The sequence below is a fragment of the Burkholderia sp. 10_S31 genome, from assembly GCF_056930375.1.
This window is the reverse complement of record NZ_JBXOWK010000003.1, coordinates 1,751,249-1,764,611: the sequence shown is the minus strand read 5'-3', so window position 1 is coordinate 1,764,611 and position 13,363 is coordinate 1,751,249. Positions and strand designations below refer to the sequence as shown.

The 13,363-nt window shown below is 66.4% G+C and carries 10 protein-coding genes; 8 read left to right on the top strand and 2 right to left on the bottom strand.

Translation table 11 applies throughout. The annotated features are described in order from the left end of the window. The first annotated feature begins 87 nt into the window (after nt 1-87). From AC1Z3W_RS28345 to AC1Z3W_RS28335, 3 genes are all read left to right on the top strand, one after another. On the top strand, nt 88-1,434 hold the full coding sequence (locus AC1Z3W_RS28345) for an adenylosuccinate synthase (RefSeq protein ID WP_044848883.1): 1,347 nt from the start codon (nt 88-90) through the stop codon (nt 1,432-1,434). Between the two features lie 8 nt (nt 1,435-1,442). Further along, a complete protein-coding gene (locus tag AC1Z3W_RS28340) occupies nt 1,443-2,039 on the top strand; it encodes a phosphoribosyltransferase (RefSeq protein WP_124833210.1) in 597 nt (198 codons plus the stop codon). Nucleotides 2,040-2,313: 274 nt separating this feature from the next. Further along, a complete protein-coding gene (locus AC1Z3W_RS28335; RefSeq protein ID WP_057925243.1) occupies nt 2,314-4,227 on the top strand; it encodes a potassium transporter Kup in 1,914 nt (637 codons plus the stop codon). A gap of 115 nt (nt 4,228-4,342) precedes the next feature. Here the strand turns inward: AC1Z3W_RS28335 and AC1Z3W_RS28330 are convergent, their stop codons facing one another. Beyond that, nucleotides 4,343-6,667: a Tex family protein gene (locus tag AC1Z3W_RS28330; protein ID WP_175824906.1), complete on the bottom strand. Its 2,325-nt coding sequence runs from the start codon at nt 6,665-6,667 to the stop codon at nt 4,343-4,345. Between the two features lie 160 nt (nt 6,668-6,827). On the opposite strand from AC1Z3W_RS28330, the gene AC1Z3W_RS28325 reads away from it, so the two are divergent. The 3 genes from AC1Z3W_RS28325 (at nt 6,828) to yoaA (ending at nt 10,169) form a co-directional block, all read left to right on the top strand. Continuing rightward, nucleotides 6,828-7,577: a hypothetical protein gene (locus AC1Z3W_RS28325; protein ID WP_057925241.1), complete on the top strand. Its 750-nt coding sequence runs from the start codon at nt 6,828-6,830 to the stop codon at nt 7,575-7,577. 77 nt (nt 7,578-7,654) lie between these two features. Continuing rightward, the gene (locus AC1Z3W_RS28320) at nt 7,655-7,870 is read left to right on the top strand and encodes a YdcH family protein (protein WP_006755091.1); all 216 of its coding nucleotides are present in this window, start codon (nt 7,655-7,657) and stop codon (nt 7,868-7,870) included. 55 nt (nt 7,871-7,925) lie between these two features. Beyond that, a complete protein-coding gene (gene yoaA / locus AC1Z3W_RS28315; RefSeq protein ID WP_124833212.1) occupies nt 7,926-10,169 on the top strand; it encodes a DNA repair helicase YoaA in 2,244 nt (747 codons plus the stop codon). 81 nt (nt 10,170-10,250) lie between these two features. On the opposite strand, the gene AC1Z3W_RS28310 is transcribed toward yoaA, so the two are convergent. Continuing rightward, on the bottom strand, nt 10,251-11,075 hold the full coding sequence (locus tag AC1Z3W_RS28310) for an outer membrane protein assembly factor BamD (RefSeq protein ID WP_057925239.1): 825 nt from the start codon (nt 11,073-11,075) through the stop codon (nt 10,251-10,253). Nucleotides 11,076-11,116: 41 nt separating this feature from the next. On the opposite strand from AC1Z3W_RS28310, the gene AC1Z3W_RS28305 reads away from it, so the two are divergent. After that, a complete protein-coding gene (locus AC1Z3W_RS28305) occupies nt 11,117-12,343 on the top strand; it encodes an RluA family pseudouridine synthase (protein WP_124833213.1) in 1,227 nt (408 codons plus the stop codon). A 6-nt stretch (nt 12,344-12,349) separates the two neighbouring features. Then, entirely contained in the window at nt 12,350-13,189 is an 840-nt protein-coding gene (gene pgeF, locus AC1Z3W_RS28300; RefSeq protein ID WP_124833214.1) for a peptidoglycan editing factor PgeF, read from the top strand. The last annotated feature ends 174 nt before the right edge of the window (nt 13,190-13,363 follow it).

Sequence of the window (13,363 nt, the reverse complement as noted above, 5' to 3'; positions counted from 1 at the left end):
CGTGCATATCGTTGAAGCGAAACGGAAAAATTCGGAATCGCCCGCGAACATAGGTAGAATACGTTTTTAACCAGCTAACGAATCAACATGTCTGCCAGCGCAGTGAACGTGACTCCCGGGCGCAATGTCGTCGTCGTGGGAACGCAGTGGGGTGATGAAGGCAAGGGTAAGATCGTCGACTGGCTGACGGACCACGCTCAGGGCGTCGTGCGTTTCCAGGGCGGCCACAACGCCGGCCACACCCTCATCATCGGCGGCAAGAAGACCATCTTGCGCCTCATCCCGTCGGGCATCATGCGTGAAGGCGTCGCCTGCTACATCGGCAACGGCGTCGTCCTGTCCCCCGAGGCACTGTTCAAGGAAATCGGCGAGCTGGAAGAAGCCGGCGTGAACGTGCGCGATCGCCTGTTCATTTCCGAAGCCACGACGCTGATCCTGCCGTACCACATCGCGATCGACCAGGCGCGCGAAGCGCGCAAGGGCGCGGGCAAGATCGGTACGACCGGCCGCGGCATCGGCCCCGCATACGAAGACAAGGTCGGCCGCCGCGCGCTGCGCGTGCAGGACCTGTTCGACGCGAAGACCTTCGCCGACCGCCTGCGCGAAAACCTCGATTTCCACAACTTCGTGCTGACCCAGTACCTGGGTGGCGCGGCCGTCGATTTCCAGGCCACGCTCGACACGATGCTCGGCTACGCCGATCGCCTGAAGCCGATGGTGGCCGACGTGTCGCGCCGTCTGTACGACGCGAACAATGCCGGTCAGAACCTGCTGTTCGAAGGCGCGCAAGGCACGCTGCTCGACATCGACCATGGCACCTATCCGTTCGTCACGTCGAGCAACTGCGTCGCGGGTGCGGCTTCGGCCGGCGCCGGCGTCGGTCCGCAGAAGCTGAACTACATCCTTGGCATCACGAAGGCATACTGCACGCGCGTCGGTTCGGGCCCGTTCCCGAGCGAACTGTACGATGCGGACAATCCGCAGCGTCAGGACCAGGTCGGCGTCACGCTGGCGAACGTCGGCAAGGAATTCGGCTCGGTCACCGGCCGTCCGCGCCGCACCGGCTGGCTCGACGCAGCCGCACTGCGCCGCTCGATCCAGATCAACGGCGTGTCGGGCCTCTGCATGACGAAGCTCGACGTGCTCGACGGCCTCGATGAAGTCAAGCTGTGCGTCGGCTACAAGATCGACGGCAAGGACGTGGACATCCTGCCGCGCGGTGCGGCAGACGTCGCGCGTTGCGAACCCGTGTACGAAACGTTCGCCGGCTGGAAGGAAAGCACCGTCGGCATCAAGACGTGGGACGCGCTGCCGGCGAATGCGCAGGCATACCTGACCCGTGTCCAGGAAGTGGCCGGCGTGCCGGTCGACATGGTTTCGACGGGGCCTGATCGCGACGAAACGATCCTGCTTCGCCATCCGTTCAAGGTGTAACTTTCAGCATGACGCAGCAAATCACGATGACGGCGGCAGACTTGATGACCGATCCGCGCAACGACGACAAGAACCTGTGGGTAGGCTGGGACGAATACCATCGTCTGATCGAGCTGCTCGCACTGCAGGTGCATGAATCGGGCTGGAAGTTCGACCAGATCCTGTGCCTCGCGCGCGGCGGTCTGCGCGTCGGCGATCAACTGTCGCGCATCTATGACGTCCCGCTCGCGATTCTCGCGACGAGTTCGTACCGCGAAGCAGCCGGCACCGAGCAGGGTGAGCTCGACATCGCGCAGTACATCACGATGACGCGTGGCAACCTCGAGGGCAACGTGCTGCTGGTCGACGATCTCGTCGATTCGGGCGTCACGCTCGCGCGCGTGCAGGAGCACCTGAAGGAGCGTTATCCGTCCGTCACGGCCGTGCGTTCGGCCGTGCTCTGGTACAAGGGTTGCTCGAAGGTGAAGCCCGACTACCACGCGCAGTATCTGCCGACGAATCCGTGGATTCATCAGCCGTTCGAAGAGTGGGATACGGTTCGTCCGCACAACCTCGAGGCGTGGATCAAGCGCGGTCGCACGCAGCGCGACGGTTCGGGCGCGTAAGCGGCCGGCAAATTGAAGGAAAGCCTTGTACGGCGCCGCTCGCGGCGCCGTTTTTTATTGGGTGCGCCGAACCGGTGGGCGCGGCGACCGGCGTACACGGTAGGCAGACGGCGCGGCCCCGGCTATGATGGCAGCCCTGCCACAGCTTGCGCAGGATTGCATGCGCGGCGTGGATCACGTGGTTTCAGGGCAACACGGCAGGACGGTGTTTAAGGGGGGCGCGAGTAGAATAGCGCTCGTTTTGTCCGAACCGGACCCGATTATTACGCTTCATATGAACGACACGATCCAGGCGACCGACGCAGCCCATGCGCATTCGACGCACCAACACTCGATGCGGGCGCTTGCGATAGCGGCCATCGGCGTCGTGTTCGGCGACATCGGCACGAGCCCGCTGTATTCGCTGAAGGAGGCGTTCAGCCCCGCACACGGCATCCCGCTGACCGAAGGCTCGATTCTCGGGGTGATCTCGCTGCTGTTCTGGGCCATCATCCTGGTGGTCGGCATCAAATACCTGCTGTTCGTGATGCGAGCCGACAACAACGGCGAAGGCGGCGTGCTCGCGCTGATGGCGCTGTCGCTGCGGCCGCTCGACTCGAAAACACGTGTCGCGGGCGCACTGATGGCGCTCGGCATCTTCGGCGCGTGCATGTTCTATGGCGATGCGGTGATCACGCCGGCGATCTCCGTGATGTCGGCGGTCGAAGGTCTCGAGATCGCGACGCCGCACCTGGCCCACCTCGTGCTGCCGATCACGATCGTGATCCTGATCGCGCTGTTCTGGATCCAGCGCCACGGCACCGCGCTGGTCGGCAAGCTGTTCGGGCCGATCATGGTGCTGTGGTTCGTCGCAATCGCGGCACTCGGCGTGTATCACATCGTGCGCGTGCCGGGCATCATCGCAGCGGTCAATCCGTACTACGCGGCGTCGTTCATGGCGGATCACCTGCTGCAGGCCTATGTCGTGCTGGGTTCGGTCGTGCTGGTGCTGACCGGTGCGGAAGCGCTCTATGCGGACATGGGCCACTTCGGTGCGAAGCCGATCCGCCTCGCTGCGTACGGGCTCGTGATGCCGTCGCTCGTGCTGAACTACTTCGGCCAGGGCGCGCTGCTGATCCAGAATTCGAAGGCGATCGAGAACCCGTTCTTCCTGATGGCGCCCGATTGGGCGCTGCTGCCGCTCGTCGTGCTGTCGACGGTCGCGACCGTGATCGCTTCGCAGGCCGTGATCTCGGGCGCGTATTCGCTGACGTCGCAGGCCATCCAGCTTGGCTACGTGCCGCGCATGAAGGTGCTGCATACGTCCGAGCTGGCGATCGGCCAGATTTACGTGCCGGTCGTGAACTGGCTGTTGCTGTTCGTGATTCTCTGCATCGTGATCGGCTTCAAGAGCTCCGACAACCTCGCTGCCGCATACGGCATCGCGGTGACGGCGACGATGGTGATCACGACCGTGCTGGCGTGCGTCGTGATGGTGAAGGTGTGGAACTGGAACCGGCTGCTCGTCGGCGCGATCATCGCGGTGTTCCTCGCGATCGACCTCGGCTTCTTCGGCGCGAACCTGCTGAAGGTCGCGCAGGGCGGCTGGCTGCCGCTCGGCATCGGCGCGCTGCTGTTCTTCCTGCTGATGACCTGGTACAAGGGCCGCCACATCGTCAAGGAGCGCACGGCCGCCGACGGTATCCCGCTCGAGCCGTTCCTGCAGGGGCTGCTCGCGCATCCGCCGCACCGCGTGTCGGGCACCGCGATCTACCTGACCGGCAACGACAAGCTCGTGCCCGTCAGCCTGCTGCACAACCTGAAGCACAACAAGGTGCTGCACGAGCGGACCATCTTCCTGACGTTCGTCACGCGCGACATTCCGTATGTGCGCGACGACAAGCGCCTGAGTTCGCGCGATGCGGGCGGCGGCCTGTACATCGTCAAGGCCGAGTACGGCTTCAACGAGACGCCGGACGTGAAGGCCGTGCTCGAGGAATTCGGCCGCACGCACGACATGACGTTCGAGCTGATGGACACGTCGTTCTTCCTCGCGCGCGAAACGGTCGTGCCGACGCATCTGCCCGGCATGTCGATCTGGCGCGAACGCGTGTTCGCATGGATGCACCAGAACGCGGCGAAGCCGACCGACTTCTTCTCGATCCCGGCGAACCGCGTCGTCGAGCTCGGCACCAAGATCGAGATCTGACCGGCGCGCGCAGGGTCGTGGATACGGCCCATGCCTATCGGCAGCGCGTTCGCGAGAGCAATAAAAAAACCCGCCTTTCGGCGGGTTTTTTATTACGTCGACAGCCTTCGCGTGCTCAGCGCTTCAGCTTCGCGAACGCCGCGGCCATCGCGCCGGCCGGTTCCGGCTCGCGCGAACGCTGCGGGCGGGCCGTGCCGCGGCCGGCATTGCCGCGATCCTGGCCGCCGCGCGGCGCCATGCCGGGCGCGGCTGCTTCGTCGTCGAGGCGCATCGTCAGCGCAATGCGCTGGCGCTTCACGTCGACGTCGAGCACCTTGACCTTGACGACCTGGCCGGCCTTCACGACTTCGTGCGGATCCTTGATGAACTTGGTCGACATCGCCGACACGTGGACGAGGCCGTCCTGGTGCACGCCGACATCCACGAACGCGCCGAATGCCGCGACGTTCGTCACGACGCCTTCGAGCAGCATGCCCGGCATCAGGTCGGACACCTTCTCCACACCGTCGCGGAACGTTGCGGTCTTGAATTCCGGGCGCGGGTCACGACCCGGTTTTTCGAGTTCGGACAGGATGTCGCGCACGGTCGGCAGGCCGAAACGTTCGTCAACAAATTCCGTCGGCGACAGGCCGGACAGCGCGTCGCGGCTGCCGAGCACGTCGTCGATCCGCTTGCTGATCTTCGCAAGGATCCGTTCGACGACCGGGTAGGCTTCCGGGTGGACCGACGAGCGGTCGAGCGGATTCTCGCCGCCGTTGATGCGCAGGAAGCCGGCTGCCTGTTCGAAGGTCTTGTCGCCGAGGCGCGGCACCTTGCGCAGGTGGTCGCGCGACGGGAACGGCCCGTTCGCGTCGCGGTAGTCGACGATGTTGCGCGCGAGCGTGGCGTTCAGGCCCGATACGCGCGCGAGCAGCGCAACCGACGCGGTGTTCGCGTCGACGCCGACCGCGTTCACGCAATCCTCGACCACCGCGTCGAGCGAGCGGGCGAGTTCGCGCTGGTTCACGTCGTGCTGGTACTGGCCGACGCCGATCGCCTTCGGCTCGATCTTCACGAGTTCGGCGAGCGGGTCCTGCAGGCGGCGGGCAATCGACACGGCACCGCGCAGCGATACGTCGAGTTCCGGGAATTCCTTCGCGGCCAGTTCGGACGCCGAGTAGACCGACGCGCCGGCTTCCGACACGACGATCTTCTGCAGCCGCAGTTCGGGGTGCTTCGAGATCAGCTCGCTCGCGAGCTTGTCGGTTTCGCGGGATGCGGTGCCGTTGCCGATGCTGATCAGCTCGGCCTGCGTCTGCGCGGCGATGCGCGCGAGCTTCGCGAGCGAGCCGTCCCAGTCGCGGCGCGGCTCGTGCGGGTAGATCGTGTCGGTCGCGAGCAGCTTGCCGGTGCGGTCGACCACGGCGACCTTCACGCCCGTGCGCAGGCCGGGGTCGAGACCGATCACGGCCTTCGGGCCGGCCGGCGCGGCCAGCAGCAGGTCCTTCAGGTTGCGCGCGAACACGCGGATCGCCTCGGCTTCCGCCGTTTCACGCAGTTGCGTGAGCAATTCGTTCTCGATATGCGGCTGCACCTTCACGCGCCAGCACCAGCGGCACACGTCGGACAGCCACTTGTCGGCCGGGCGGCTTTGGTTTGCGATCCCGAAATGGCGTGCGATCATCGCTTCGCCGGGATGCGGGACCTGCGCGTCGAGTTCCTCGCCAAGGCCGAGCTTGACGGTCAGCACGCCGGCATTGCGGCCACGGAACAGCGCGAGCGCGCGGTGCGACGGCACGGTCCGGATCGTTTCCGCATAGTCGTAGTAGTCGCGGAACTTCTCGCCTTCCTCGTTTTCCTTGCCTTCGACCACGGCCGACGACACGACGCCCTGGCTGTGCAGGTAGTCGCGCAGCTTGCCGAGCAGTTCGGCGGTTTCGCCGAACTGCTCGGACAGGATGTCGCGCGCGCCGTCGAGCGCGGCTTTCACGTCGGCAACGCCCTTGTCGGCATCGACGTACGCGGCTGCTTCCGTCTGCGGGTCGAGCAGCGGATTCGCGAGCAGCGCCTGCGCGAGCGGCTCGAGGCCGGCTTCTCGGGCGATCTGCGCGCGCGTGCGGCGCTTCGGCTTGTACGGCAGATAAAGGTCTTCGAGCACCTGCTTGCTGTCGGCCGCGTCGATCGCGGCGCGCAGTTCGTCGGTCAGCTTGCCCTGTTCGTCGATGCTCGACAGGATCGCCGCGCGGCGATCCTCGAGTTCGCGCAGATACAGGAGGCGCTCCTCCAACTGGCGCAACTGCGTGTCGTCCAGGTTGCCGGTCACTTCCTTGCGGTACCGGGCAATGAACGGAACGGTCGAGCCTTCGTCGAGGAGTTGCACTGCCGCCGCGACCTGGCGCGGCTGGACGGACAGTTCGGTGGCGATGCGCTGTACGATCTTGAGTGCTACGGTTTCCGTCATGTCGTGGATGATCTGCCTGCTGAAATCGCGGCGCGGGCCGGCAGACCGCGCGCGGCGGGCTGCGAGACGGGCCCGCCGGACCAGATGCCGCGGGTGAGTGAAGCGGGGCATTTTGCCATAAATGGCGGAGCGTCCAGCCGGGGGTGATAGAATTTGACACATGTCCCGCAGCTTTCCTACGACGTTGCCAACTTCCCGCATTTCTCTCGTCGCGCTCGGCGCAGCGCTTGCCGCGGCTTTGTCCGCAGGGTCTGCCGTCGCGTACGCGCAGGCATCGGGCGCAACCGCGCCGGATGCCGCTGCCGCCGCGCCCGTCGCGGCCTCCGCCACGCAGGATTTTGACGCCCGTCAAAAAGTGCTCAATCAACGTTCCGCGGAAAACGATTATCGTTATGCCGTGGCGGAGCACGACTGCTACAGCAAGTTCTTCGTCAATCACTGTCTCGGCAATGCGCGCGACCGGATGCGCGAGGAGCGGGCAAGCATCCGTCAGGAGCAGCTCGCGCTCGACGACGAACAGCGCGCGGTGCGGGCGCAGCAGCGCGACCAGCAGCAGGCGCTGAAGCAGGTGCAGAACGCGGCGGAAGCGCCGCAGCGCGCGGCGAACGAGGCGGCGAACGCGGCTGCGTTCCGCGACAAGCAGGAGCAGAATGCACTGAAGCAGGCGCAGCGCGGCGCGGAAGGGCCGCAGCACGCTGCGAACAAGCAGGCATACGACCAGAAGCAGGCGGACTTCCAGCGCAAGCTCGACCAGGCGCACCAGCAGGCCGCGCAGAAGGCGCGGGAGCGGGCGGACAACGCCGCGCGCTACGAGCAGAAGCAGAAGGAAGCCGCCCAGCACCAGGCCGATGTCGAGCGGCGTCAGCGGGAAGCGGCCGAAAAGGCCAAGCAGCAACAGCAGGGGCAGTAACGTGTTGGATTGATCCGGAATCAGTCTCGTGCGTGCCGGCATGCCAGTCGGCGCGCTGCTTCGATGAGGAGGCGCATATGCAAAACCGTCCCACGGAACAGCAGCAGGAATTGCACAACCGTTTGGCTGCATTGCAGGAGCAGCACCAGCAGCTCGCTCGGGAGATCGAGCTGAAGGAAGGACACTCCGACATCGACGACATCACGCTGCACCGGCTGAAGAAGGAAAAGCTGGCGGCCAAGGACAAAATCATTTTGCTGCAATCGCAGCTGGAACCGGATAAGCGCGCCTGAGCGCGGCCTGGCAAGCGCCGGCGCCGCTCGGGCGCTGGACACAGGAACGCTTGCCTTGAATTCACCGCTTGAAGCCAACCCCGATGCCCGGCGTGACGCGTCGTCCGCCGGGCGCGTTCGTGCGCCCGAAGGCACCTTCGAGCTGAGCCGCAAGCGCGTCGACGAACTCGACACGATCTTCGGTGAAGGCGGACTGCTTGCGCGCGCGCTCGACGGCTATCACCCGCGTCTGTCGCAGATCGAGATGGCGCGCGCGGTCGCGTCCGCGATGGAGGCGTCCGCGCGCCGGATGCCCGAACCGGAGATCTTCGAAACTCGCAAGCGGCCGGCGCGCCGCCTCGGCGAAGGCGACAAGGCGGCTGAGTCCGCCGCGGGCGATGCAGCGGCCGACACCAACAGCGACGCCGGCGACAACACGCTGATCGTCGAGGCCGGCACCGGTACCGGCAAGACCTATGCGTACCTGGTGCCCGCGATGCTGTGGGGCGGCAAGGTGATCGTGTCGACCGGCACGAAGCACTTGCAGGACCAGCTGTTCCAGCGCGACATCCCGACCGTGCGCAACGCGCTCGCGGTGCCGGTGACGGTCGCGATGCTCAAGGGCCGCTCGAACTACCTGTGCCATTACTACCTGCAGCGCACGGCCGACAACGGCCGCCTGCCGTCGCGACAGGACACCGCGTACCTGCAGGAAATCGTCCGGTTCGCGAAGATCACGAAGAGCGGCGACAAGGCCGAGCTCGCGAGCGTGCCGGAGACGGCGCCGGTGTGGGCGATGGTCACGTCGACGCGCGACAACTGCCTCGGCCAGGAGTGCCCGCATTACAAGGAATGCTTCGTGATGCAGGCGCGGCGCGAGGCGCAGCAGGCGGACATCGTCGTCGTCAACCATCACCTGTTCTTCGCGGACATCATGCTGCGCGACACCGGGATGGCCGAACTGCTGCCGAACGCGAACACGGTGATCTTCGACGAAGCGCATCAGTTGCCGGAGACGGCCACGCTGTTCTTCGGCGAGACGCTGTCGACCACACAGATCCTCGAACTCGCGCGCGACACGGTCGCCGAAGGGCTGAGCCATGCGCGCGATGCGGTCGAGTGGGTGAAGCTCGGCGGCGATCTCGAACGCGCGGCGCGCGACTTGCGCCTGGCGTTCGCGAACGACCAGATCGTGCGCATGTCGCTCGCGCAACTGGGCGACGATCACCCGATGTTCGGCGCGCTCGACGCGCTCGAGGCGGCGCTCGATGCGCTCGCATCGGCGCTCGCGAGCCAGGCCGAGCGGGCGGAATCGCTCGGCGCGTGCTTGCGGCGAGCGCGCGAATTGCAGGACCTGCTCGCGGGCTGGGTCGCGCCCGGTGCGGCGCAAGCGGCCGAAAAAGCCGATGCCGCGGCAGCCGGCGACAAGGCGGCTGCCGACGACCCGAACGAGAAGGTGCGCTGGGTGGAAGTGTTCGCACATACCGTCCAGCTGCACGAAACGCCGCTGTCGGTGGCGCCGATTTTCGCGAAGCAGCGCGCCGGTGTGCCGCGCGCGTGGGTCTTCACGTCGGCGACGCTGTCGGTGCGCGGCGACTTCACGCACTACGCGGCCCAGATGGGCCTCAGCTCGCGGCGCTCGATGACGCTCGCGAGCCCGTTCGACTATCAGTCGCAAGGCCTGCTGTACGTGCCGCGCAACCTGCCGCAGCCTTCGTCGCCGGCGTTCACCGACGCCGTGTTCGATGCCGCGCTGCCGGCGATCGAGGCATCGGGCGGCGGCGTCTTCATGCTGTGCACGACGCTGCGCGCGGTTGACCGGATCGCGTCGAAGCTGCGCGACGTGATCGAGTCGCGCGGCTGGAATACGCCGCTGCTGGTGCAGGGTGATGCCAGCCGCACCGAGTTGCTCGATCGCTTCCGTTCGTACGGCAATGCGATCCTTGTCGGCAGCCAGAGCTTCTGGGAAGGCGTCGACGTGCGCGGCGATGCGCTGTCGCTCGTCGTGATCGACAAGCTGCCGTTCGCGCCGCCCGACGATCCGGTGCTGGCCGCGCGACTCGATGCGCTGACCAAGAAGGGCTTGAGCCCGTTCGCGGTTCACCAGCTGCCGCAGGCCGTGATCACGCTGAAGCAGGGCGCGGGCCGCCTGATTCGCGCGGAGACGGATCGCGGCGTGCTGATGATCTGCGACACGCGGCTCGTCGACAAGCCGTACGGTCGCCGCATCTGGCAGAGCCTGCCGCCGTTCAAGCGCACGCGCGAGATCGCGGTCGTGCAGGATTTCTTCGACGAACATCGCGCGGAGAAACGCGCGTAACCGCACCGCCGCCTGTTACGGGCGGCGCCAATAAAAAACCCGGCTCGATGGCCGGGTTTTTTATTGTGCAGCGAGTGTCGCTCAGAACTGCCACCACGACTTCTTCGTGCCGGGACGCGAGTGGCCGGTGATGTACGGGCTGTCCGGGAAGGTCCCCGCGAGCACGCGCTTCGTGTCTTCCGCGAGTTGCGGCTGGTTCAGCTTGCCGTACGACAGGATCATGATGTGCAGCGCGTCCTCGATCGCCGGCGCGCCCTTGTAATCCTTGATCGCGAGCTGCGCGCGGTTGATTGCCGCGACATAGGCGCCGCGCCGATAGTAGTAGTCGGCCGCGTGCACTTCGTGCGACGCGAGCGCATTGACGATGTAGCGCATCCGCGCTGCGGCGTCGGGCGCGTACTTGCTCTTCGGGTAGCGGTCGACGACGACCTTGAACGCATCGTACGATTCGCGCAGTGCCTGCGGATCGCGTTCGCTCATGTCCTGGCCGGAGAAGCGGCCGAACAGGCCGAGATCGTCGTTGAAGTGGATCATCCCCTTCAGGTAGTACGCGTACGGGATATCCGGGTGATCCGGATGGAGCTGGATGAAGCGGTCGACGGCCTGGTCGGCGGCTGCCGCTTCGTTGTCCTTCCAGTTGCAGTACGCGACGTTGATCTGCGCCTGTTGCGCGAAATGGCCGAACGGATCGCGGCCTTGCAGCGATTCGAAATATTTCGCGCACTTGCCCCAGTCGCCGCCGGACAGTGCGTCCTGGGCCTCTGAGTATAATTTGTTGTTCGACCAGGTAGCCGTCTCGTCCTGCTTCTGCGGCAAGCCGTGGCAGCCGGCGATGAGGGCCGCGGCCGCTACCACCGCAGCTCGGGCGGCGACGGTCTTGGCCGTACGTTTGGTCGAATTCATCATGCTCGCATGTCCTAGCTTCAAGTCTCGGTGACCCAGTCTAAATGACCCGTTCAAGTTCGCAGAATGCCCCGCGGGGCAAGTCAAATCGCGAAGATTATAGCCCAAGCGATCGGCCCGCCGACGCTGCGTCGGGGGATTCCCCCGATGACGATCTGGCTGCAGACGCGATGCAGCCGCCTGTCGTGCCGTCCGCCGCGGTCGACGAGGCGCCGCGCATCGTCGAAGTGCCGCTGTCGCTCGCGGGAGAACGCCTCGACAAGGCGCTTGCCCAGCTGTTCCCCGAATTCTCGCGCAGCCGCCTGCAAAGCTGGATCGAGGCGCAGCGCGTGCTGGTCGACGGCGCGCCCGCGAAGATCCGCCAGCCGGTGCCGCTCGGCGCGAGGATCGAGCTCGTGCCCGACCTGCTTCCCGAGCAGCTCGCGTTCACGCCGGAGCCCGTGCCGCTCGACGTGATCTACGAGGACGACGCGCTCGTCGTCATCAACAAGCCGGCGGGCGTCGTCGTCCATCCGGCCGCCGGCAACTGGAGCGGCACGATCCTGAACGGGCTGCTGCACCGCTACGGCGACGCGGCGGCCGGCCTGCCGCGTGCCGGGATCGTGCACCGGCTCGACAAGGAAACGTCCGGCCTGATGGTGGTCGCCCGCACGCTCGCCGCGCAGACCGACCTCGTGCGCCAGCTACAGGCGCGCACGGTCAAGCGCCGCTATTTTGCGCTCGTGTGGGGCACGATGCCCGAAGACGGCACGATCGACGCACCGATCGGCCGCGATCCGCGCGAGCGCACGCGCATGGCCGTCGTCACAGGCGCGTCGGGCAAGCCCGCGCGCACGCATTTCCGCACGGTTGACACATGCATGTGGCAACGTCAGCCGGTGTCCGCGATCCAGTGCGACCTCGAAACCGGCCGCACGCACCAGATCCGCGTGCACTGCTCGCATGTCGGGCATCCGTTGCTCGGCGATCCGGTGTACGGCCGCGCGCGCGGCAAGCGCTCGGTCGCGCCGCTGCCGGACGGGTTCGCGCGGCAGGCGCTGCACGCCTGGCGGCTCGGCCTCGTGCATCCGGTCACGGGCAAGACGATGCAGTGGCGCTGCCCGTTGCCGGACGACATGAACGCGCTCGTCGCGGCGCTCGGTTTCGGGCAGGGTGACGAGGAATTCGACGATGAAGACGGCATCTACGACGATGACGATTTCGCCGGCGAGTATCAGGATCACGACGAGGATTACGACGACGAGTCGGAGCCGGACGATGAGGAGGAGTGAGTGCCGATGACGAACCTGGCGCCGTTGACGTGGCAGGACTGCATACAGCCCGACTGGCAGGTGTCGCCGCGCGTACGCGCGCTGATCACGACGCGCGCCGGCGGCGTGAGCGAGGGCCCGTACGGGCGCTGGCAGGACGGTGCCGCGTTGCCGGGCGGAATGAATCTCGGCCTGCATACCGGTGACGATCCCGATCACGTTGCCGCGAATCGCGCGCGCTTGCTCGCGCTGGCAGGACAGTCGCGCGCGGCATGGCTCGAACAGGTTCACGGCGCGCAGATCGTGCGCGCCGATGAGGTGATCGAGGCCGCGCCGGGTGCCGCGGCGCCCGTGCGGGCCGACGCGAGTGTGACGGACCGCGCGGGCGCCGTCTGCGTCGTGATGGTCGCGGATTGCCTGCCAGTGCTGCTGTGCGACGCGCAGGGCCGGGCGGTGGGCGCCGCGCATGCAGGCTGGCGCGGGCTCGCGGCCGGCATCGTCGAGCAGACCGCGGCCCGCGTCGCGGCGCTCGCCGGCGGCGCGACGAATGAACTCCGTGCGTACCTCGGCCCCGCGATCGGGCCGCGGGCGTTCGAAGTCGGCGCCGACGTGCGTGACGCGTTTCTCGACACGGCTCCGCAGTCGGAGCATGATGAGACGCGGCAAGCGTTCGTCGCGATCGACGGCGCGCCCGGCAAGTTCCTCGCCGACCTCCACGCGCTCGCGCGCCTGCGCCTCGCCCGTGCGGGCGTTGCGCACGTGAGTGGCGGGTCCGCCTGCACGGTCACCGAACACGCGCGCTTCTATTCGTACCGGCGCGACCGCGTGACCGGTCGCATGGCGGCGGCGATCTGGCTGGCCGATTGACGGCTGAGCGCGCGCTTGCGCGCGCGGGTTGTTGCGCTGCAAAATCGGGTTATCTCGATATTGACGCGTCAACGCGGTGTTGTATGGACAGCCGAATGAATAATCGCGAAGTCAAGTCAATCAAAATGTTTCATGTTTCGCCGGAAGCCTTGTCCCGTCTGTTGCGCGTGGATT